This is a genomic window from Candidatus Binataceae bacterium, from assembly GCA_035500095.1.
In the GTDB taxonomy this organism is placed as follows: Bacteria; Desulfobacterota; Binatia; order Binatales; family Binataceae; genus JAKAVN01.
This window is the reverse complement of the sequence record DATJXN010000014.1, coordinates 18,841-40,547: the sequence shown is the minus strand read 5'-3', so window position 1 is coordinate 40,547 and position 21,707 is coordinate 18,841. Positions and strand designations below refer to the sequence as shown.

Genomic DNA, 21,707 nt, shown 5'->3' with positions numbered 1-21,707 from the left:
GGCGGCGCGCCGTCGCCCGACGCTCCGCCGTCGTGCGGCTATTCGATCACGTTCTTTTCGATCGGCTCGACGGTGACTCCACTTTGCCGCAGCCACGCGAGTGCGCGCTCGATCTGTTCGCTCGATCCTTCGAACTCGACCGCAACCAGTCCCATCGATTCCGAGACGCTCGCCCCGCGGATGTTGAACACGAGGTCGAACTTCTTGACCAGGTGATACAGCAGCGGCTCGCGGATGAGCGACTTGGGATAGGTCAGGTAATACCGTTCGCGGAGGCGTTCCATTTGCTGATGAGCTTTTGCAGGCGCTCCTTGCGCCACTGTTCCCATCCGATCCACAGATTGGTGGACAGGTACTTGTCACCGAAGTCCGGAAATACGGTCACCACGCATCCCTCGCGCAAACCCCGCGCCACCCGCAAGGCCGCCACCAGGGCCGCCCCGCACGATTGCCCGACCAGCACGCCCTCGATCTGGCCGAGCGCATAGACCATCTCGTAGGCGTCCTCGGTGCTGACCGCGAGCCGGTCGTCCAGCTCCTCGGCGTGAAAGATGCCCGGCACGAGCGACGACGCCATGTGTTTCAGCCCCTCGAGCCCGTGCATCGCGTCGTCCGGCTCGACTCCGACCACCCTTACCGCGGGGTTTTGCGACTTGAGGTAGCGGCCGGTGCCCATCACGGTGCCGCCGGTGCCGACTCCGGCGACGAAGTGGGTAATGCGGCCGCGGGTCTGACGCCAGATTTCGGGGCCGGTGGTCTCGAAATGGGCCAGCGGATTGGCCTCGTTGTTGTACTGGTCGGGTTTGAAATAGCGCTCGGGATCGGCGGTGATGATCTTGCGCGCCATCACGATCGCGCCGTCGGATCCTTCGAGCGGGTCGGAGTAGATCGGCTTGGCCCCGAAAGCCTCGATTATCTTCTTGCGCTCGCGGCTAACGTTGGAGGCCATCACGATCTCGACCGGATAACCGAGCGCCGCGCCGACCATCGCGAGCGCGATCCCGGTGTTGCCCGAGGTCGAGTCGATGATGGTTTTGCCGGGACGCAGCTCGCCGCGCTTGAGCCCGAGCTCGATCATGTGGCGCGCGGCGCGGTCCTTGACCGAGCCGCCGGGGTTGAAGCCCTCGAGCTTGGCGAAAAGTCGCACGCCGGGGCGGAGCAGCCCCGCGCACACGCGCGTGATCTCGAGCAGCGGCGTGTTGCCGATCAGCTCGAGCACGCTGTGCGCCCGCGCCGCCGGCACGTGCTCTTCGCTATTCGCCGCCGGCGATCGCAGGGACGATTGAAATATCGTCGCCATCCTTGACCTGTGAGTTGAGCTGGTTGAGGAAGCGAATGTCGTCGCCGTTCAGATAGATATTGACGAAACGGCGCAGCTCGCCCTGATCGTCGAGCAGCCGCTCGCGCATCCCGGGATGGCGCTTTTCGAGGTCCTCGATAACCGCGCGGACCGATTCGCCCGCGGCCGCAACCTCGTCGTTACCCCCGGTAAACCTGCGCAGCGGGGTCGGGACTCGTACCTTGACTTGCATAATCGAACCTTTCACCTCTCAGACTAGCGTTTGATGCATATGCTTGGCCACCCGGCTTTACAAGCGCGCCGCCGCGCGTTCAGGCCGCGCCCTTGAGCGAGCGCTTGCCGTCGCCCAGGCTTTCATAGATCGCGTCGAAGTCCTTGAGCCGCGCCTCGATCACGAGCGGCGGCTCGATGCTTTGCGCGACCGCCTCGAGCGTCTTGTAGCCGTTGCCTGTGATCGACACCACCACGCTCTCGTCGGTCTTGATGCGCCCGGCGGCGATGAGTTTGAGCGCCACCGCGAGCGTGGTGCCGCCGGCCGGCTCGGCAAAGACGCCCTCGGTGCGCGCGAGCAGCTTGATCGCGTCGATGATTTCGGGGTCCGTCGCCATCTCGCCCCATCCGCCGGATTCGCGTACGGCGCGCAGCACGTAAAAGCCGTCGGCCGGATTGCCGATCGCGATCGACTTGGCGATCGTGTCGGGCTTGACCGGCGTGATCAGGTCGGTGCCCTTGTGCAGGGCGTTGATCACCGGCGCCGCGCCGGCCGCCTGCGCGCAATGAATCTTGAACTCGCCGCTATGGATCAGGCCGACCTCCTTGAGTTCCTTGAGCGCCTTGGCGACCTTGGGCAGGATCGTGCCGCCCGCCGTCGGCAGCACGATATGGTTGGGCAGCTTCCATCCGAGCTGCTCGGCGACCTCGAAACCGAAGGTCTTGGCGCCCTCGGTGTAATACGGGCGCAGATTGATATTGACGAAGGCCCATCCGTACTTGTCGGCGATCTCGCTGCACAGCCGGTTGACGTCGTCGTAGTTGCCGCGGATCGTGATCACCCGCGCGCCGTAAATCGACGAGCCGACGATTTTTCCCGACTCGACGCCCTCGGGCATGAAGATCACCGACCGGAGCCCCGCACGCGCCGCATGCGCCGCGACCGCGGTCGCCAGGTTGCCGGTCGAAGCGCAGGAGACCGTGGTGAAGCCGAAATCGCGCGCCTTGGTGATCGCCACCGACACCACGCGGTCCTTGTAAGAGAGCGTCGGATGGTTGACCGTGTCGTCCTTGATGTAAAGCTTCTTGAGCCCCAGTTCCGCGCCGAGCCGGCGCGCGTGCAGAAGCGGCGTGAAGCCGGAATGCGGCCCCGCCTCGGGCTCGCCGTCCACCGGCAGCAGCTCGCGATAGCGCCAGAGGTTGTGCGGGCGCGCGGCGATCGTCGCGCGCGAGATGGCGGCGCGAATTTTCGCGTAGTCATAGGTGACTTCGAGCGGGCCGAAGCAATCCTCGCATACGTGCAGCGGCTTGATCGGGTATTCCTGGCCGCATTCGCGGCACTTAAGGTTGGTGACGTAGCTCATCTCATTGAATCCTCGTTAGTTGCCCGGCTAATTGCGCGGATGGTCGCGGCCGCATGGCACCGCCGCCGCGTTTGCTGCATGCCGGGCCGCCCCGCAGGCGCATCCGGCGCGCGCGCTCACCTCGAACGTGCGCATTCGGCCGCTCACTGATCCGTCATAGGTCAGAATTTTTCCCGCGAGCAGAGGCACGCCGCCGCCCAGCCAGCGGATCGCTTCCGCCGCTTCGATCTCGCCGATCAGGGCCGCGACCGGGCCGATTATTCCTGCCTCGCGGCAGCTCGCAATCTCGCCCGGATCGGGCGGCTGCTCGAACAGGCATCGCAGACACGCCGTGCGCCCGGGCAGCACGGTCATCGCCTGGCCCGTCATCCCGAGCACGCCGGCATAAATGAAGGGGCGTTCGAGCGCGAGGCACGTGTCGCTAATGAGAAACTTGGCGGAGGGATCGTCGGTCGCGTCGATCACGAAGTCATGGCGTCCGATCAGATCGGCGGCGTTCGCGGCGTCGAGCGCGACCGGATACGTGTCGACGCGGAGGTCACAGTGGTCGTGACGAAGGCGCTCGGCCGCTGCCTCGACCTTGCGCCGCCCGAGGCTAGCTGCGCCGTAGATCACCTGGCGCGGGAGATTGGAGAGTTCGACCGGGTCCGGATCGACAAGGCCAATGCGCTTCGCGCCGTCCCGCGCGAGCGCACAGGCGGCCGGAACACCCAGCCCGCCCATCCCGACCACCAAAACCGTTGCTTTCTCCAATTGTGGCTGCTCTCCCAACTCACTCTCACGCCCGGGCCTTTGGACGTTCCATCCGGCAGTGCTGCGAGGGGGGCTAAAGGAAAAAACCCTCCTCCTGCGATAAGGACGAGGGTACGTTGACTCTCGCCTTATCTACCGAAGCCTCGTACGGGCTCCGTTGGAGTTAGCACCAGCACCCTCTTGCGGGCCGGTTGCTGCGGCATCATCGGGCCAGTCCCTCCGCCGCTCTGGATAAGGCCAATAGGCCAAATACGGTTATCCAACCCTCCGCGCAAAGTCAACTGCCCGAGCCGTCGGTTAGTCTAGCAGATGGGTTCGGTAGATAGCTCCGGCGGCCGATCCCGATACTCCCGCTTTTCCTTGCGGGATTTGTCCGGCGATGCTTTAAGGGGGCTTGCGACCGGAGTTTTTTTGCCTGCGGCGTGCGCGGCAGTTCCCCCGGCACGGGAGGTTAGTTATGCGAATCGGATTCATCGGGCTCGGCAACATGGGCGGTTCGATGGCGCTCAATCTCATGAAGGCGGGCCATCAGGTAACGGTCAACGACGTCCGGCGCCAGATGGCCGAACCGCATCTGGCCGGCGGCGCAAAATGGGCCGACAGCGCCGCCGCGGTTGCCAAAGACGCCCAGGTCGTCTTCACCTCGCTGCCGGGGCCGCGCGAGGTCGAGGCGGTGGCGCTTGGCGAGGGCGGGCTTATTAGCGCGATGGCGCCGGGGAGCCTGTATATCGACCTTTCGACCAATTCGCCCACGGTGGTGCGCCAGGTTCACGCGCGCCTTAAGGCGCGGGGCATCCGGATGCTCGACGCGCCCGTCAGCGGCGGGGTGGTCGGCGCTAAAAAGGCGACGCTCGCGGTGATGGTCGGCGGGAGCGAAGCGGATTACAACGAGGTCAAGCCGGTGCTCGACGCGATCGGCGACAAGGTCACCTACATCGGAGAGATCGGCGCCGGCTCGGTCGCCAAGCTGGTTCACAACATGATCGCGATCTGCTCGACCCAGTTGCTGGCCGAGGCCTTCACGATGGGCGTCAAGGCGGGCGTGTCACCCGAAGCGCTGCTGCGCGCGGTGCAGGGCGGCGCATACGGGCAGGGGATGGTGCTCAACGCGGCGCTGCCGAAGATGATCTTTCGCGGCACCTTCGACCGCGTGACCTTCGCGCTCAAGCTCGCGCGCAAGGACCTGGGTCTCGCGACCGAGCTCGCGCGCGAGCTCAACGTGCCGATGCCGATGGCGGCGCACGCCGAGCAGGATTTCCTCGAGGCGCTCAACAAGGGCTGGGGCGAGAAGGACTCTTCGGCGACGTTCATGGTCCAGGAAGAGCGCGCCGGCGTTAAGGTCCGCAGCTCTTCGTAGGGCGCGCGGATTCCGGCTTCCGGCGATGCGGGTTCTGGCTTCCGACGATTGACTGGCGGACTTCACGTCAAATAACTGCTTCGCACTACTTGCTATTCGAAGGAGATGCACACATGGCCGACGACAAGCGTGAAAAAGGGATGGAGATACGCACCCAGTTGTGGGGCGAGAAGGGCGCCAAGGCGGGCGATGCATTCCTGAGCGGCTTCGACCCCGACTTCGGCAAATTTCTGAACGACGAACTGTTCGGCGGCATCTGGGCCCGTCCCGGCCTGCCGATCAAAACCCGCTCGATGATCACGATGGCGGCGCTGCTCGCGCTCGGCCGCGGCGCGGAATTGCGGGTTCACATGCGCGGCGCGCTCAACCTCGGCATCACGCATACCGAGCTCAAGGAGATGATCTTCCATCTCTCGCAATACAGCGGCGTGCCGAGCGCGGTCGAGGCGATTCGCGCCTTCACCGAGGTCACCGCGCCCCCCAAGAAGTAGCCCTTGTGTGCGCCGCGGGGCGGCGGTTTTGCGCTCGAGGACTTCAATGAAGATAGGACTGCTGGTCGCGCCCAACGAGCGCAGCGCCAATCCGGCCGATCTCGCCCGCGCCGCCGAGACCCTCGGCTTCGAGTCGCTGTGGATGCCGGATCATTCGGTGATGCCCGTGCATACGGCCACCCCGCTGCCCGAGACGCGCCCCGGCGAGGGCGGAATCCCGGAAGTCTATTACCACATGTGCGATCCGTTCGTGGCGATGGCGATGGCGGCGGCGGCGACCACGCGCCTGATGGTCGCGACCGGCGTCCTGCTGGTGCCCGAGCGCAATCCGCTGCTGGCCGCCAACGAACTGGCCTCGCTCGACCGCTTTTCGGGCGGGCGCGTGATCCTCGGGATCGGCGCGGGATGGCTCCGCGAGGAATCGGAACTCCTCGGCGTGGACTTTGCCCATCGATGGACCCAGACGCGCGAGCACATCGCCGCGATGCGCGAGTTGTGGACGCGCGACGAGGCGTCGTTCGACGGCCGCTACGTAAAGTTCCCGCCGGTGCGATGCTATCCGAAGCCCGCGCGCAAGGGCGGTCCCCCGGTCATCATCGGCAGCAAGGACAAGAATGCGCTGCGCTGGGTGGCGCGATGGGCCGACGGATGGTGCCCGATTTTCCTGAGTCCCGCGCAGCTCAGAGACGAGCTCGCAAAGCTCAAGGCGGAATGCGATTCGGCCGGCAGCGACTTCGAGCGCAAGGAGATCACGCTGATGCGCCGCGAAATGCGCGGCGCGCGCGCCGAGGTGCAGGCGGGGCTCGAGCAGTACGCGGCCGCCGGGGCTCATCGGTTTGTCATCATGACGCTCGATGCGGCGTTAAGGCCCGAGAACTACCAGGCAGAGCTGCAGCGGCTCGCGTCGTTGTACGTATGATTTGAAGACCGATCGCGTCGAGGCCCGATGAGCGACGACGAAGAACTAAGCCTGCGTATCGTCGGGATCGAGCCGGGTGCGCAGCCGCCCGGAGGCGAGCTTGCCGGCGGGCAGGGCCTCAAGCTTCTCACCACGCGCGGCGAAATCCCGCTAATCGTACATGAGGAGCAAGGTGCGCGGGGCGCGCACGAGGCGCAGGCGCCCGGCCGCGCCGTCGTATGTATCAGCGGCGCGCTTGGCGGATTCGACGGCCCCGCAAAGCTGTATGTGCGGCTCGGCGAGGAGATGCCGGCGCGCGGGATCGCGGTGGTGCGGCTCAACTACCGGATGCCCAACGAGTTCGGCGAATGCGTGCTCGACACGATGGCGGGTCTCGCGTTTGCGAAAGCGACGCATCACGAGCGCGCGGCGCTCATCGGCCACTCCTTCGGCGGCGCGGTCGCGATCAACGCGGGCACGCTCGCGCCGGCGGTTGCGACGGTGATCGCGGTCTCGAGCCAACTGTACGGCGCGCACGTGGTGGCCGAGCTGGCGCCGCGCCCGCTGCTGCTCCTGCACGGCGCCGCGGACACGATCTTGCCGCACGAATGTTCCGAGCGGCTCTATGAGCGCGCGCAGGAGCCGCGGACGCTGAAGCTTTTTCCCGGCGTCGGCCATCGCTTCAGCGAAGCACCCGACGAATTGATGGAAACCGTCCGCGACTGGCTGCTCGCTCATCTTTGACAGGCTCCGCCAAGGCGCTGCAGCCGTATGGATCGCGCCACCGGGCATCTATAATCTCTTAGCCCCGGAGTTTCAGGAATTTGCAGGAACTCGGCCGTTTAGATGAAGATCAAAGCTGCAATCGTTGGTGCGACCGGAATTGCCGGCCAGCAGGTGCTGGCCGCCCTCGACGGACATCCCTGGTTCGAAATTGCGGCGCTCGCCGCCTCCGAGCGCTCGGCCGGAAAGACCTTTGCCGATGCGATAAGCGACGCGCAAAGCGGGATACGGCGATGGTACGTCGGCGGCTGCGAGCCGCCGGCCGAGGCGCTGGGGCTCGAGGTGCAGGACGCGAAATCGCTGAGCCTCAATGGAATCGGCGTGGTCTTCGCCGCGGTCGAATCCGAAGCGGCGCGCGAACTCGAGCCGATTTACGCCGCCCACGTTCCGACTATCAGCACCGCGCGGCCTCACCGGATGGAACCCGATGTCCCGCTCCTCATTCCGGGCGTCAACCTCGACCATCTGGCGCTCGTGAACGAGCAGCGGCGGCGGCGCGGATGGAAAGGCTATATCGCGACGCTGCCCAACTGCACCGCAACCGGGCTTGCGATTACGCTCAAGGCGCTGGATGCGCGCTTCGGCGTCGAGGCCACGATGGTCACGACGATGCAGGGGATCTCGGGTGCCGGGCGCGACCTCGCCGCGCTCGACATCGTGGAGAACGTCATTCCGTTCATTCCGCGCGAAGAGGAGCGGGTGATGATCGAGACCCGCAAAATCCTCGGGCGGATGGCCGAGGGTGGAATAGCGGAGTTACCGCTGCGCGTCAGCGCAACCTGCACGCGCGCCGCCGTCCTCAACGGGCACACCGAGGCCGTTGCGGCGTCGCTCAAAAAGGCGGTCGCGATCGAGGCGGTCGGCGAGGCGTTCGAGAGCTTTGGGCGCGACTTCACCGCGCTCGGCCTGCCCAACTCGCCAAAGCGCATGATCACCGTGCATCGCGATCCGATGCGTCCGCAGCCGCGGCTCGATCGCGACGCCGACCGTGGGATGACGACGTCGGTCGGGCGCATCCGCGCCGACGAGGTCCTGCCCAATGGGGTCAAGTACCTCCTGGTCACGCACAACACGGCGATGGGCGCGGGACGCGGCGCGGTGCTGCTCGCCGAGTACCTGCAGCACGCGGGCTACCTCGCGTAGCGCGTTCAGAGCGGCTTGCGGGCGCGGATGAAGGCGCTCATGAACTTGCCGTCGACCAGCGGCGCCACCTTTTCAAGTTCGAGATTCGCGTCGGCAAAAAACTGCCGCGCGTCCTCGGCGCGATAGATCCGGGTCGGCTCGACCTCGACCGCGGCGAACCCGGCGCTCTTCAGTTTCGCGCGGTATTCGGACTCCTCGAGCGCTCCCGCGACGCATCCGATCCACAGCTCGACGCTGCGCCGGATCGCTGGAGGAACCTCGCCGCGCACCACCACGTCGGAGACGGCGAAGCGCCCGCCCGGCCGCAGCACGCGAAACGCCTCCGCCAGCACGCGATCCTTGTCGCCGGAAAGATTGATCACGCAGTTCGAGATGATCACGTCCACAGAATTGTCGGGCAGCGGGATGTTTTCGATCTCGCCCTTTAAGAACTCGACGTTTTCCACCCCGCCCTTGCGCTGATTCTCGCGCGCGAGTGCCAGCATCTCGTCCGTCATGTCGAGGCCGTAGGCCTTGCCGGCGGGTCCGACGCGGCGCGCCGAGAGCAGGACGTCGATTCCCCCGCCGGAGCCGAGGTCGAGCACGGTCTCGCCCGCCTTCAACTCGGCGAGCGCGGTTGGATTGCCGCATCCGAGCGAGGCGGCGACTGCCTCCGCCGGCAGCGCCCCGGTCTCGCTGTCGTTATAGAGGTTCGAGGTTATCGGATTGCCGCAGGGCGCGGCGGTGCCGCAGCATCCGCCGCCGCTCTGCTGGCGCGCGACGCGTCGCGCCGCGCGCGCGTAGTTCTCTCGCACCTGGTCCTTTATCGAAGATTGGTCATCCATTTTGCGCCTCCGGAGGATTTGGGCCGCACGCGTACACCGTTTGCGGCGGCTCGTTGGTTCTCATTGCAGCATCGGCCGCGCCTGCCGTCGCCCGTATCGGACGGTTCCGAAGCGGCCTGGTCCAACCTCAAATGCATCTCGGCGCAGCAATCTTCGGTGAGAAACCGAATCAGCGCTGCGGTCTCGCGCCAGTTTACCGCGTAGTAGATAAAACGTCCGGAGCGTCGCGCGCTGAGCAGGCCGGAGCGCGTCAGGGTGTCGAGGTGGTGAGATAGCGTTGAACCCGGCATCTTGAGCCGCCGCTTGATCTCGCCAACGCACTTGCCGTCGGGCCCGGCACGGACGAGAAGGCGAAAGATTTGGAGCCGGTCATCTTGCCCCAGGGCGTCGAACTGTTCGACTCGCCGGTCCATTACGATATTTCTAGTAGCATAGAAATATGAAGACGAGCAAGGGGAAGAAGGGTCCCGGCCGCAGCGCAGATCACCGGAAAAGCGGCTTCGTCTGAAGGGCGACGTCAGTGCTGATCAGCTTGATCCGGGCGACGGCCTTTTCTTCCTGCGCGACGACGGCTTCCGGAAGCCGCGCATAAGACAGCGGTTCCAGATAATCCTGGCCCTTGCTCAGGCCCCAATGGATGAATTCCATGATGGCGGTGCGCTTTTGCGCGTCGCCTATAACTGACGGCACGAGCATCCAGGTGAAGCTGGAAACAGGATAAGCATCCGTGCTGGGCGCGTCGGTGATCGACACCCTGAAATCCGCAGACATGGCGCCGGCGACGCCGGCCGCCGCGGCGGTGACGCTCGCGAGATTGGCTTCGATAAATCGGCCGCTGCGGTTGGCGACGCTTCCGTAAGTTAATCCATTCTGGATGGCGTAGGTGAGTTCGGAGTATCCGATCGAAAAAGGCGTGGCGGCGACCGTGCGAACGACGCCGGCATTGCCCTTCGCGGCGACGCCCACCGGCCAATTGACCGAAATCCCTGTGCCTACCCGCTGTCGCCAGTCGGAACTTACCTTGCTCAAGTAATCGGTCCACACGTACGTGGTTCCGCTGCCGTCCTGGCGGCGAACGACAACGATCTCATGTTTGGGCAGCGCGACATTCGGATTGGCGCTCGCGATTTCCGGATCGTTCCATCGGGTGACCGTCCCGAGATAGATGCCGGCCAGCGCCTGCGGAGTGAAGTGCAGGGCCTGAGTCACTCCAGGCAGATTGTAGATCGGCACGTCGGCTCCCAGAGCCATCGGAAAATGCAGAACGTCACACGCTCGATGCGTGCTGAAGTCCAGCATCTGCGTCTTGTTCAGCGGGCCGTCCGTACCGGCAAAATCGACCGTGCCCATCATGATGTCGTGGATGCCGGCGCCGGAGCCGTTTGAAACGTAGGTCAGATGGACCGAGGGATTTTCCTTCTCGTACTCTTCGATCCACTTGCGATACATCGGGTACGCGAAGGTTGAACCGTCGCCTTTGATCAGCAGGCGATCGTTCCCGGCTGCGGCGACTGGCAGGAACGAGACCTGAAGGAACATCGCGAAAAACGCGGCGGCCAATAGCGACAGGGTTTTGCTTGCCATGGGAATCAACTCCATCGAGCGCAAGAGAATTCGCTGCGCGCGCTCTAGTGCGGTACCGCGTCGAGCTGCTCCGGCCTGAAATCATGATTCGGCGTCCGCCAGTTTGACGGTCAGCGGGATCGCGCGCGCCCGCGGCAGATTGAAGGACAACAGGCTCGCGGCGAGCACCAGGAGCGCCGACGCCACCAGGCAGCCGACGAAGCCGTAGAACTCGAAGATCACCCCGGACAAAACCGTGCCGAGAAGGCGGCCGCCCGCGTTCGCCATGTAGTAAAAGCCGACGTTGGTCGCGACCTCGTCGTCATGCGAGTAGGCAAGAATAAGATACGAATGCACCGCCGAGTTGATCGCGAAAACGATCATGAACAGAGCGAGCCCGATCATCAGCGCCGGAGCGGGCCTCGCTTGAAGCTGGAGCACCAGGGCGAGGGCGGCGGGAATCATCGTCAGTATGAAGGCCCACAGACGGGCGGTGTCTCCCGTCACTCCCTGACGCGCGCCCGATTGGCGCAGAATCTCGGGGACGATCGCCTGGATCATGCCGTAGCCGATGAACCAGGCGGCGACAAAAGCTCCAACCCGCATGAGGCTCCAACCAAGCGTCGAGGCCAGGAAGACCGGCAATCCGACGACGAACCATACGTCGCGGGCCGAGAAGAGGAAGAACCGCGCGGCCGAGAGCCAGTTGATCGCGGCGCTCTTCGAAAAGAGGGTCGTGAATTTGACTTTCGATTTGGCCTTCCCGATCCCGCCCGGAAGCGCGACGACGGTACCCATCAGCACCGCGAGCAGCCCCCCGGCCATCATGAGCAGCGAGCCGACGAAGCCGAGCTTCGCCAGGAGCGCGGCGCCCATGAAAAAGCCCGCACCCTTGAGCGCGTTCTTCGAGCCCGTGAGCCGTGCGACCCACTTGAACAGCGCGCCGTCTTCGCCCTCGGGAACGACGACTTTGATCGCGCTCTTCGCGCTCATCTTCGTGAGATCCTTGGCGATGCCCGACAGCGCCTGCGCCGCCATCACGTACGCGACGGACGCCAGGCGGGACCAGCTCGGCTGCAACAGCGCGAGCATGATCAACGCTCCGATTTGCAGCAGCAAGCCGCCGTACAGCGTGACCTTCAAGCCGGATCGGGCGGCTATCCAGCCGCCGAGCAGATTGGTGACGATGCCGAAGAACTCGTAGAAGAGGAACAGGAAGGCGATTTCGACGGCGCTGTATCCCAGTCGATCGAAATGCAGCAGCACCAGCATCCGGAGGGCGCCGTCGGTGAGCGTGAAGCCCCAGTAGGCGCCGGTGACGAGCGCGTAATTACGGACGGCGCTGTTCATCGCTTAGATTGCGGCCGCCTTGCGCAGCGTTGACGGCATACTGGCGGCGACCTTGGCCGCCAATTCGATCAGCCGGTTCACGTAACCCCATTCGTTGTCGTACCAGGCCACGATTTTGAGCTGCGTCCCGTCCACGACCATCGTCGACGGCCCGTCCACGATCGACGATCGCGGATCGTTGACGAAGTCGACCGAGACCAGCGGGCGCTCCTCGAAGCCTAAAATGCCGCGCAGCTCATCCTGGGCCGCGTCTTTCAACCGATCATTTACTTCCGCCGCGGTCACGGGCCGCGCCACCTCGAAGACGCAATCGGTGAGCGACGCGTTCAGAAGCGGAACGCGCACTGCCATCCCGTTCAGCTTTCCCTGGAGCTCGGGATAGATAAGGCCGATAGCCGTGGCCGACCCGGTGGTCGTCGGCACCAATGACATCAGCGCCGATCGCGCCCGCCGAAGATCCTTGTGGCCCAGATCGACCACCGTCTGCGTGTTGGTCACGTCGTGGATCGTCGTGATGACGCCGTGCCGGATGCCGAATCGCTCGTGCACCACCTTCACCACCGGAGCCAGGCAATTAGTCGTGCACGAAGCGGCCGTGACGATGTGATGCCGCTCGGGATCGTACAGGCGATCGTTGACGCCCATCACGATGTTCAGCGCGCCTTGCTTGACCGGGGCGGCGACGATCACCTTGCGGACGCCGCGCTCGAAGTACAGCCCGAGAGTCTCGGCGGTAAGGAATTTGCCCGTGCATTCGAGGACGATCTCGACGCCGGCCCGGTCCCATGGCGCTTCGTTGGGTGCGCCGAAAGCGCTGTACCCGATGCGTCCTCCGTTCACCGTGAGACTGTTTGGCGCCGCGGATATCGCGGCCGGCCAGCGGCCGTGCACGCTGTCGAATTCGAGCAGGTGTGCAGCCGTCTCAGGGCCGCCCCTAAGCTCGTTGATATGAACGATTTCGATCTGGCGGTTGCCCGATGCGGCGCGCATGGCCAGCCGGCCCATGCGTCCGAACCCGTTGATTCCCACCCGTACGGACATGCTGGTTCCCCGTCGAAAAACGCGGTCAGGCCGCGATACGCAACTTGCCGATCTCCGCGACCCAGTGCTCGAGGGCGAAACGTTCAAGCACTTCGACCGGCAGAGCCGCGAAAATCCGAATCCGCTGCTCGAGCTCGCTATAGGTCTTCACGAACGCCTTTCGCCTGGCGGCAACTCCGACGACCGCGACCGGGTCTTCGACGCCCCAGTGCGCCCTTACCGGCTGACCCGGCCATGCCGGACACGTCTCGGCCGCTGCGCGATCGCAGAGGGTAAAAACAAAATCGAGTTTCGCGCTTGCGGGCCGTGCGAATTCATTCCAGCTTTTGCTGCTCAGTCCATCGGTCTCGTAACCGAATCGCCTAAGCACCTGCAGGGTCAGCGGATGAACTTCGCCGCGCGGGTTGCTGCCTGCGCTGAAAGCGCGGAACCTTTGCTCGCCCCATCGGTTCATCAGGCACTCGGCCATCACGCTGCGCGCGGAGTTTCGCGTGCAGAGAAAAAGCACGTTGTACCGGCCCCCGGGCGGCGCGGAGGCCGGATACGGCGGCGGAGCCGTCTTCAAGGGCCGCTCGGCGCAACAATTCTCGGTCAGGTAGTCGAGAAGGCTTTCGATCGTGCGGAATTTCGCGGCGTAAATGACGAGCCGGCTATGCCGTCGGGAATCGACCAGCCCCGCGTGCCGCAATTGATTGAGGTGAAAGGAGAGCGTGGGTGACGGCAGCTTGAGCCGGCTTCCGATCTGTCCCGCCGGCATTCCTTCAGGCCCGCGATCGACCAGCAGCCGCAGGATCTCAAGCCGGGTTTCCTGGGCCAGGGCGCCCAAGGCGCTTATGATAGCAATCTTATTCATAGTTCCATATATATGGAGGAATTGAAATATCATCAAGGCGTTGATGATTGAACATTTAGGCTAGGTTAATTCTCGCGATTTATCGCTGACGCCGCGCGAGATGCCGACAGCTTCGTTCCGAGGCCGAGTGATGGCAGGATCGGCTGCTCACGGCTTCGAAGTTTTGGAGTTACAAGAATGAGGGCCAGTTTGACTCTGTCCAGCGCTCCCGCGTTGCGAAGGTTATCGTTTCTCGACCGCTACCTTACGCTTTGGATCTTCCTCGCGATGGCCGCGGGCGTCGCGCTGGGCTACGCGCGGCCGGGGATCAAGGCGGCATTCGACCGCCTGAGCGTCGGCACGACGTCGCTGCCGATCGCGGCGGGGCTCATCCTGATGATGTATCCGCCGCTCGCGAAGGTGAACTACGACGAGTTGGGCGACGTCTTTGGCGACTGGAAGATCCTGGGCCTCTCGCTGGTGCAGAACTGGATTATCGGGCCGATCCTGATGTTCGCGCTGGCGATCGTTTTTCTGCGCGATCGGCCGGAATACATGGCCGGCCTCATCATGATCGGGCTCGCGCGATGCATCGCGATGGTGGTCGTGTGGAATGACCTCGCCTGCGGCGACAACGACTACTGCGCGGGCCTGGTGGCGTTCAACTCGATTTTCCAGGTGCTGTTCTTTTCGATCTACGCGTTCGTCTTCACGACCGTGCTGCCGCGATGGCTCGGCCTCGGCGGAGTGGTGGTGCACGTGACGATCGGCGATATAGCCGAAAGCGTCGGCATCTATCTCGGCGTGCCGTTCGCCGCGGGGTTCGCGAGCTGGAAAATTCTGACCGCGCTCAAGGGCAAGGCGTGGTATCGGCAACGCTTCATCCCGAAGATCGGCCCGCTGACGTTGATTTTCCTGCTCTTCACGATCGTCGTGATGTTTTCGATCAAGGGCGAGGCGATCGTGCGGCTGCCGCTCGACGTGGTGCGAATCGCGATTCCGCTGCTGCTCTATTTCGCGATCATGTTCGCCCTCTCATTCGTACTCAGCTATAAGGCCGGCGCCACCTATCCGCAAACCGCGACGCTTTCGTTCACCGCAGCCTCGAACAACTTCGAGCTCGCGATCGCGGTGGCAGTCGCGACTTTCGGTATCGACAGCGGCGCCGCCTTCGCCGCGGTGATCGGACCGCTCATCGAAGTGCCGGTGATGATCGGTCTGGTCGGCGTCGCGCGATGGGCGGGCGAGATTTATTTTCCCGCTTCGAGCGCAAGGCTTGCGGCGGCTGAATGCTGCGACACGATTGGCGCCGCCGAGCGCTGACAGCGGAGCCCTGGACCTGCTATACACGGAGGCGTGACGGAGCCTCGCGAAAAACCCGTTCCGGTCGCCGACGAAATTTCCGAACCCTTCTGGGACGCGGCCAAAGAGCATCGGCTCGCGGTGCAGCGATGCGCCGAGTGCGGATATTACAACCATCCGCCGCGTCCGACCTGCGATCGCTGCTCCTCGCAGCGCCTTGCGTTCGCGCCAGTCTCCGGCCGCGGCATCATTTACACGTTTACCGTGATGCATCAGCGCAGCGTCGCCGGCTTCGAGAGCGAGGTTCCGTACGTCAATATCGTGGTCGAGCTCGAGGAGCAGCCGTTGCTCTTCATGGTCTCCAACCTGCCGCACGCGGAACTGAATAAGATCCGAATCGGCGGCCGTGCCGAAATATGGTTTGAAGAGCGCGGCGGCGGTCTGACGCTCGCCCAATTCAGGCCGGTCTGAGCGCACGAGGGACACGCCGTGATGTGGCAGGGCAGGGGTAAAACCGCGATCGTCGGGATCGGCTATTCGGAGCTGACGCGCCAGTCAAATCGGCCGCTTGGACTGCTCGCGCTCGACGCCTGCCGCGAAGCGATCGCCGACGCCGGACTTGCGCCGCAGCAGATCGACGGGCTTGCGACCTATCCCGAAGCGCCGTTTTTGGGCGCGGGAACGCGCGACGGCGTCGATATCGTGAGCGTCGCATGGATCGTCAACCATCTGGCGCTCGCGCCGGAAGTGCGATGGTACGCGCAGATCGAGACCGGGATGATCGCGGCGCCGGTGATCGAGGGCGTGCACGCGCTGCTGGCCGGCGCGTGCGACTACGTGCTGATCTGGCGCGCGCTGCACCAGCCGCGCACTTACGGCGCGTTCACCGGCGCGCGCGCCGGCGGCGACGCGCAGTTCCTTGCGCCGTACGGATGCATCAGCGTCATCCAGTCGCACGCGATGGCGTGGCGGCGCTATATGCATCAGTATGGCGCCCGGCGCGAGCACCTGGGCACGCTCGCGGTAAACTCGCGGCGCAATGCCAATTTGAATCCGCGCGCCTTTTTTTATTCCAAGCCGATGACGCTCGACGACTACATGGCCGCGCGGCCAATCGCCGAGCCGTTTTGCCTCTTCGATTGTGACGTGCCGGTCGAAGGCTGCGTCGCGCTGGTGATGACCAGCGCCGAGCGCGCGCGCGATCTGCGCCATCCGCCCGCCTATATCGCCGGCTGCGGCCAGAACACAGCAAGCCGCCGGAGCCTGCTCTTCTACACCCTCGACGACTACATCGCCAACGGGCAATCGCTCGCGAGCAAGCTGTGGTCGGCGGCGGGCCTCGCTCCGGCCGACATGGATGCCGCGCAGTTATACGACGGCTTCGCGCCTTCGGCGCTCTACTGGCTCGAGGCGGCAGGCTTCTGCAAACGCGGCGAGGCCTACGCCTTCATCCAGGACGGCCGAATCGCGCTTGAAGGCGAGCTGCCGGTTAATACGTTCGGCGGGAGCCTCAGCGAGGGCCGATTGCACGGAATGGGGCATATCGCCGAGGCGGTATTCCAGGTGACCGACCGCGCCGAGCGCCGCCAGGTGCCGGATGCGGCGGCGGTGTGCGCGCTCGACGGTTCGCCGATGATGCGCGGCAGCGGAATCGTGGTTACGCGCGATCCGTGACAAGCTGCAAAATGCATTGCCAGATCTCTTGCCAGATGTTTTGCCACCGGATGTCTTGCCAGATGTCTTGAAAGATCCGTAGCCGAGCGCCGCCGGGGGGGGCTTCCATTGCCCCGCTGAAACGCATACGCTTAATGGTGTGAACGGTCGGAGTGTTCCCTATCAACTGCCCGGGAATTAGCCCGGGTTCTCTGTTCGAGAGCTTCCCGACAAATACCAACGGAGGGCAACGATGCCCAGCAAATTGTACGTAGGCAATCTGGCCTACGCAGTGTCCAACGACGACCTGCAGCAACTCTTTTCCCAGGTGGGACAGGTGCAGAGCGTCGCGATCATCACCGACAAGTTTTCCGGGCAGTCCAAGGGGTTCGGTTTTGTCGAGATGTCTAACGACGAAGAGGCGGCCAAGGCGATTCAGCAGTTCAACGAGACCGAGCTGAAGGGCCGCAACATCAAGGTGAACGAGGCGAAGCCCCGCGAGTCGAGCTTCGGCGGCGGCGGCAATCGTGGCGGGGGCGGAAATCGAGGCGGCGGCGGCGGCAATCGCGGCCGCGATCGCTGGTAACAACAAAAGGATTCAAGCGGGGGCGGGCCCAAACCGCCCCCGCACGTTTCATAAGCGCAAGCGCACGCCGCTTGCCAAAGACAAGCGGCGGCGCGCGTTCGACGCGACAGCCCGTCTGTCAGGGATTCTCTTTCGCGCCCGCGGCTGCAGCGAGCGCGAGAAAATTCGCCACATGCATCACTCGGATACGTGAGCCGCGCCGGCGCAGCTCCGCTGCGATCTGAAATTCGCATCCGGGATTCCCCAGCACGACATAGTCGGCGCCTGTTGCCTCGATATTGTCGGCCTTGCGCCGCGCCAGCTCATGCGCCATCGCGGTCTCGAGCAGGTTGTAGCTCCCGGCTGAACCGCAGCAAAGATCGGATTCCGCCATCTCGACCAGCCGCACGCCTGCGATCGCGCCGAGCAGCTTGCGCGGCCCCTCACGCACGCCCATCCCGTGCGCCAGATGGCACGAGTCATGGTAGGTGACCGTGCAATCGAGCCGGCCCTCCGGCTTGGCGTCGCGCGCAAGCAGGAGCGTGCTCAGATCGGTCGCGCGCGACGAAACCTCGCGCGCGTCGGCGCCCAGTTCCGGATCATCCTTCAATAACTCGCCGTATGACGCGATCGCCGCGGTGCATCCTGAGGCCGCTGAAACGATCGCCTCTGCGCCCGACGCCTTGAGCGCCCGCACGTTGCGCCGTACGAAATCGAGCCCGCGCCCGAGGTTGCCATCATGCAGGTCGAGCGCGCCGCAACAGACCGCGGGTGCAAGCTGCACGACGCGATAGCCGGCAGCCTTAAGCGCGCGCTCCGTGTTGAGATTCTCCGAGGGCGTCAGCACCTTCGCGACGCATCCGTGATGCACCACGGCGACGGGGCCGGCGGAGATCGTCGGCGCCGCTTCGCGCGCACTATGCGGCGCATTATTTGGATAAACCGGCGCGGGTCCGCCCTGCTCCGGCACCAGCTCGATCCACTCGCGTAACGCGCGCGGCAACAGGCGCGTGAGCAGGCCGCGCATCTTTAACCGCTCGGCGGCGCGCAGCGGCAACAGCATCGCGCGCAGGCGCCCCGGATAGGGAAAGATAGAGCGGATCGCCGTGTGGCGAATCGCGTCGATCGCGCCGCGCCGATGGTTGCGCTCGACGTAATCGCGCGCCCGCTCCAGGAGCCGTCCATAATGAACGCCCGAGGGACACGCGGTCTCGCATCCGCGGCATCCCAGGCACGAATCGAGATGGCGCACGGCGTCGTCGTCGAGCGCCATCCGCCCCTCGGCGAGCGATTTCATCAGGTAGATACGCCCGCGCGGAGAGTCCATCTCGGAGCGGGTCAACAGGTAGGTCGGGCAGGACTCGAGGCAGAGCCCGCAGTGCACGCAGTCGAACAGGAGCTCGTAATCGACCACGTCGCGCATCGGTCCGCGCCGGACGGCGGCCGCCTGTTTCTCCGCCGCGGCCATCAGATTCCCCCGACGAAGCATCCGGGGTTGAAAACTCCAGACGGATCGAATGCGGCCTTGAGCCGGCGCATCAGGTTGAGCACGCCGGGCGGCGGCGCGTCGAAAAAATCCAGCTCCGGTCTTAGCGCCGGCGCGGCGGCGAGGATTCGCAGATGGCCCTTCGCGGCGCGTGCGGCCGAACGCCATCGCGCGACCGTCTCGCGCGCGCCGGCGAGATCAACCTCGCCGCCCAGGAAAATCTGCGCGACGCCGCATCCCGCGTGCGCGCGGAACTCCGCGCCGATGCTCTCGACGCAGCGGCCAAGCTCGCCCGGCGCGGTCGCGAGTTGCGCGGCGATCGCGGCGGGCGCAAATTCGAGGTCGCGCAATTGCTCGTAAATTGCCCCGGCGCGCGGGCCGTCAAACAAAGCGACGCCGTCGAGCGCGCGCAAAGAGCCGCGCTGATACTCCAGTTCCGGAGCGTTGCCCGCGATCGCGGCGATCAGCGCAAACACTCCGGGATAGCCAAAGCGCGCCGCGAGCACGGGGCTCAAAACCTCGGCATGCAGGAGCGGCAGCGCGTCGCAGAGCCTGGCCGCCGCCGCGAATGCGCTCGAGGCGCGCGCGAACGGTGCAACAGCCGCCGTGTAACCTTCCGGAATCGGGCGCAGCTTGAAAGCGGCCTCGACGATCACTCCGAGCGTTCCGAACGATCCGGTCATCACCTTCATCAAATCATAGCCGGCCACGTTTTTGACCACGCGGCCGCCGCCGTGCACCGTGCGTCCCTCGCGGCCTACGAAACGAACTCCGATCAGCAGGTCGCGCGGCGTCCCTTCGGAGAGCCTGAGCGGGCCGGCCTGCGCCGCGCCAAGCAGCGCGCCGAGCGCGGTTTCGCCCAGGCCGCGGGGATCGAGCGGCAGGCGCTGCCCGTGCTCGGCCAGGCGCCGGTTGAGGGCGCCGAGCGTCAGGCCTGCCTCCGCGATCACCGTCATGTCTTCAGGTTCGTGGCTGACGACGCGGTCCATGCGCGCGAGCGAGACGCCGAGCATCACCGGCGTGTGGCGGATTTCTGCGAGCGTGCGCGCGGCGCCAAGCGGTGCGAGCGCGATGCGCTCGGCTTCACAGACGCGAACGATCGCGGCGATCTGTTCCGCGTCGCACGGCTCGGCAACGATCCGCGCGCAGCGGGATTCGCGTTCGCGCGGCGCGCGCACGGCCTCGGCGCCGAGCAGCCGGCGGATAGCGTCTTCGGCCCTGTCGAAGGAGGCGTCGCTCACCGGCTAGAGCGGGGCCTGGCGGCGCGGGGCGGCGACTTCCACGCAGCCGCCGGGCTGCGGCAGGACCTTGTTGGGATTGGCGTGTCCGTTGGGATCGAACACGCGGCGCAGGTCATTCATGACCATCAGATCGTCGGGCGCGAACAAGAGCGGCATTTCGTCCTGCTTTTCGACTCCGATTCCGTGCTCGCCGGTCAGGCTGCCGCCCATCTCGACGCAGGCTTTGAGAATCTCGCGCCCGACTTCGATCGCGCGCCGCACCTGGTCAGGATCCCGCTCGTCGTAGAGCACGATCGGATGGATATTGCCGTCGCCGGCGTGGAAGACGTTGCCGATCGCGAGATTGTAGCCGCGGCTGAGCATCGCGATGACGCGCAGGATGTCGGGCAGGCGCGTGCGCGGCACCACGCCGTCCTGCGTGGCGTAGTTGGGCGCGAGGCGGCCGACCGCGCCGAAGGCGCGCTTGCGCGCCTTCCACAGGAGCGCGCGCTCGGCCTCGTCGCGCGCGAGCTTCACTTCGGCCGCGCCCATCTCGGTGGCGAGGCGCGCGATGCTCGCGGCGCGCTCGTTAAGCCCGGCCTCGAGCCCGTCGATCTCGACGATCAGCACGGCGCCGGCGCCGGCGGGGAAGCCGACATGGAACGCCGCCTCGACCGCGCGGATGATGAGCGCGTCCATCATTTCGATCGCGCCGGGAATTATTCCGGCGGCGATAATCGCGCTCACCGCCGCGGTCGCGCGTTCGACGTCGGCGAAAACCGCGAGCATCGTGCGATGCGCCTGCGGTTCGCGCATGAGCCGGAGCGTCGCGCGGGTGACGATTCCCGCTGTGCCCTCGGCGCCGACCACTGCGCCGAGCAGATCGTAGCCCATGCGCTCGTCGGCCGGCCCGCCCAGCTCGACGACCTCGCCGCCCGCCAGTACCAGCTCGACTCCCAGCACGTGGTTGGTGGTCACCCCGTACTTGAGCGTGTGCGGGCCGCCGGAGTTCTCGGCGATATTGCCGCCGATCGTGCATGCGGCCTGCGAGGACGGGTCGGGCGCGTAGAAATAACCGGCCGCCTTGACCGCATTGGTCACGTTGATATTGACCACGCCGCTTTCGACCACGGCGCGGCGGTTGGCCAGATCGCAGGCGAGGATATGGTTCATGCGCGAGGTGCAGATCATCACCGGCGCATTGAGCGGCAGGCATCCGCCGGAAAGCCCGGTGCCAGCGCCGCGCGGCACGAAGGGCACGCCGCGCCGCGCGAGCGCCGCCAGCACGCCGCTGACCTGCGCCGTGGTCCGCGGCAGGACCAGGAGATCGGGCGTGCTCTTGCCGATCGTCCAGCCGTCGCACTCGTACACGGCGAGCTCGCTCAGGTGCGAGACGACGCCATCCGTGCCGACGATCGCGGCCAGTTCCTCGGCGAGTCCGGGCAGTTCGGCCGCGAATTGCGATGCGCTCACGGGGGTTGCCACGGCCCGTTACTCTAGCACGACCGTGCCGCGTCGTTCCGAATTATCGAGCGCCATGCTTTCCGGCGCGCTTTTGCCATGCGTGCCGGT

General features: G+C 65.3%; 22 protein-coding genes and 1 riboswitch. Of the genes, 9 read left to right on the top strand and 13 right to left on the bottom strand.

The annotated features are described in order from the left end of the window. Positions 1-38: 38 nt before the first annotated feature. The 5 genes from VMI09_02295 to VMI09_02275 form a co-directional block, all read right to left on the bottom strand. Positions 39-284 (bottom strand): NIL domain-containing protein, encoded by a 246-nt coding sequence (locus VMI09_02295; protein ID HTQ23496.1) that lies wholly within the window; start codon positions 282-284, stop codon positions 39-41. Then, a complete protein-coding gene (locus VMI09_02290) occupies positions 254-1,300 on the bottom strand; it encodes a PLP-dependent cysteine synthase family protein (protein HTQ23495.1) in 1,047 nt (348 codons plus the stop codon). The genes VMI09_02295 and VMI09_02290 overlap by 31 nt, the downstream gene beginning before the upstream one ends. Continuing rightward, positions 1,254-1,532, bottom strand: coding sequence for a ubiquitin-like small modifier protein 1 (locus VMI09_02285; protein ID HTQ23494.1), 279 nt, complete (start codon positions 1,530-1,532; stop codon positions 1,254-1,256). Before VMI09_02285 ends, VMI09_02290 begins: the two co-directional genes overlap by 47 nt. Positions 1,533-1,611: 79 nt before the next feature. Next, complete coding sequence (locus VMI09_02280) at positions 1,612-2,874, bottom strand: threonine synthase (protein HTQ23493.1); 1,263 nt, start codon at positions 2,872-2,874, stop codon at positions 1,612-1,614. A gap of 27 nt (positions 2,875-2,901) precedes the next feature. After that, entirely contained in the window at positions 2,902-3,645 is a 744-nt protein-coding gene (locus VMI09_02275) for a HesA/MoeB/ThiF family protein (GenBank protein ID HTQ23492.1), read from the bottom strand. Between the two features lie 107 nt (positions 3,646-3,752). Further along, positions 3,753-3,865: riboswitch (SAM riboswitch) on the bottom strand. Between the two features lie 219 nt (positions 3,866-4,084). Between VMI09_02275 and VMI09_02270 the strand changes: the two genes are divergently transcribed. The 5 genes from VMI09_02270 (at position 4,085) to asd (ending at position 8,299) form a co-directional block, all read left to right on the top strand. After that, positions 4,085-4,984 (top strand): NAD(P)-dependent oxidoreductase, encoded by a 900-nt coding sequence (locus VMI09_02270; GenBank protein ID HTQ23491.1) that lies wholly within the window; start codon positions 4,085-4,087, stop codon positions 4,982-4,984. A 113-nt stretch (positions 4,985-5,097) separates the two neighbouring features. Then, complete coding sequence (locus tag VMI09_02265) at positions 5,098-5,475, top strand: carboxymuconolactone decarboxylase family protein (protein ID HTQ23490.1); 378 nt, start codon at positions 5,098-5,100, stop codon at positions 5,473-5,475. A gap of 46 nt (positions 5,476-5,521) precedes the next feature. After that, positions 5,522-6,394, top strand: coding sequence for an LLM class F420-dependent oxidoreductase (locus VMI09_02260; GenBank protein ID HTQ23489.1), 873 nt, complete (start codon positions 5,522-5,524; stop codon positions 6,392-6,394). A gap of 27 nt (positions 6,395-6,421) precedes the next feature. Then, positions 6,422-7,117, top strand: a complete 696-nt coding sequence (locus VMI09_02255; protein HTQ23488.1) for a dienelactone hydrolase family protein — start codon at positions 6,422-6,424, stop codon at positions 7,115-7,117. A 102-nt stretch (positions 7,118-7,219) separates the two neighbouring features. Beyond that, positions 7,220-8,299, top strand: a complete 1,080-nt coding sequence (gene asd / locus VMI09_02250) for an aspartate-semialdehyde dehydrogenase (protein ID HTQ23487.1) — start codon at positions 7,220-7,222, stop codon at positions 8,297-8,299. Between the two features lie 5 nt (positions 8,300-8,304). Here asd and VMI09_02245 read toward each other — a convergent pair whose 3' ends face one another. From VMI09_02245 to VMI09_02225, 5 genes are all read right to left on the bottom strand, one after another. Continuing rightward, positions 8,305-9,123 carry an arsenite methyltransferase gene (locus VMI09_02245; GenBank protein ID HTQ23486.1) on the bottom strand — a complete coding sequence of 273 codons (819 nt, stop codon included), beginning with the start codon at positions 9,121-9,123 and terminating at the stop codon, positions 8,305-8,307. 483 nt (positions 9,124-9,606) lie between these two features. Further along, on the bottom strand, positions 9,607-10,707 hold the full coding sequence (gene pstS, locus VMI09_02240; GenBank protein HTQ23485.1) for a phosphate ABC transporter substrate-binding protein PstS: 1,101 nt from the start codon (positions 10,705-10,707) through the stop codon (positions 9,607-9,609). 81 nt (positions 10,708-10,788) lie between these two features. Next, a complete protein-coding gene (gene arsJ / locus VMI09_02235; protein HTQ23484.1) occupies positions 10,789-12,036 on the bottom strand; it encodes an organoarsenical effux MFS transporter ArsJ in 1,248 nt (415 codons plus the stop codon). A 3-nt stretch (positions 12,037-12,039) separates the two neighbouring features. Next, complete coding sequence (locus VMI09_02230; protein HTQ23483.1) at positions 12,040-13,077, bottom strand: ArsJ-associated glyceraldehyde-3-phosphate dehydrogenase; 1,038 nt, start codon at positions 13,075-13,077, stop codon at positions 12,040-12,042. A gap of 25 nt (positions 13,078-13,102) precedes the next feature. Beyond that, positions 13,103-13,930, bottom strand: coding sequence for a metalloregulator ArsR/SmtB family transcription factor (locus VMI09_02225; protein HTQ23482.1), 828 nt, complete (start codon positions 13,928-13,930; stop codon positions 13,103-13,105). Positions 13,931-14,143: 213 nt separating this feature from the next. On the opposite strand from VMI09_02225, the gene arsB reads away from it, so the two are divergent. From arsB to VMI09_02205, 4 genes are all read left to right on the top strand, one after another. Further along, entirely contained in the window at positions 14,144-15,232 is a 1,089-nt protein-coding gene (gene arsB / locus VMI09_02220; protein ID HTQ23481.1) for an ACR3 family arsenite efflux transporter, read from the top strand. 33 nt (positions 15,233-15,265) lie between these two features. Beyond that, positions 15,266-15,682 (top strand): OB-fold domain-containing protein, encoded by a 417-nt coding sequence (locus VMI09_02215; protein HTQ23480.1) that lies wholly within the window; start codon positions 15,266-15,268, stop codon positions 15,680-15,682. A 21-nt stretch (positions 15,683-15,703) separates the two neighbouring features. Continuing rightward, the gene (locus VMI09_02210; protein ID HTQ23479.1) at positions 15,704-16,885 is read left to right on the top strand and encodes a hypothetical protein; all 1,182 of its coding nucleotides are present in this window, start codon (positions 15,704-15,706) and stop codon (positions 16,883-16,885) included. 232 nt (positions 16,886-17,117) lie between these two features. Then, on the top strand, positions 17,118-17,450 hold the full coding sequence (locus VMI09_02205) for an RNA-binding protein (protein HTQ23478.1): 333 nt from the start codon (positions 17,118-17,120) through the stop codon (positions 17,448-17,450). 118 nt (positions 17,451-17,568) lie between these two features. Here VMI09_02205 and VMI09_02200 read toward each other — a convergent pair whose 3' ends face one another. Genes VMI09_02200 through VMI09_02190 form a run of 3 tightly spaced genes read right to left on the bottom strand, consistent with a single transcriptional unit; the run spans position 17,569 to position 21,620 of the window. Continuing rightward, positions 17,569-18,897 carry a heterodisulfide reductase-related iron-sulfur binding cluster gene (locus tag VMI09_02200; GenBank protein HTQ23477.1) on the bottom strand — a complete coding sequence of 443 codons (1,329 nt, stop codon included), beginning with the start codon at positions 18,895-18,897 and terminating at the stop codon, positions 17,569-17,571. After that, positions 18,897-20,156, bottom strand: coding sequence for an FAD-binding oxidoreductase (locus VMI09_02195; protein ID HTQ23476.1), 1,260 nt, complete (start codon positions 20,154-20,156; stop codon positions 18,897-18,899). Before VMI09_02195 ends, VMI09_02200 begins: the two co-directional genes overlap by 1 nt. Before the next feature lie 3 nt (positions 20,157-20,159). After that, positions 20,160-21,620 (bottom strand): FAD-linked oxidase C-terminal domain-containing protein, encoded by a 1,461-nt coding sequence (locus VMI09_02190; GenBank protein HTQ23475.1) that lies wholly within the window; start codon positions 21,618-21,620, stop codon positions 20,160-20,162. Positions 21,621-21,707 lie beyond the last annotated feature (87 nt).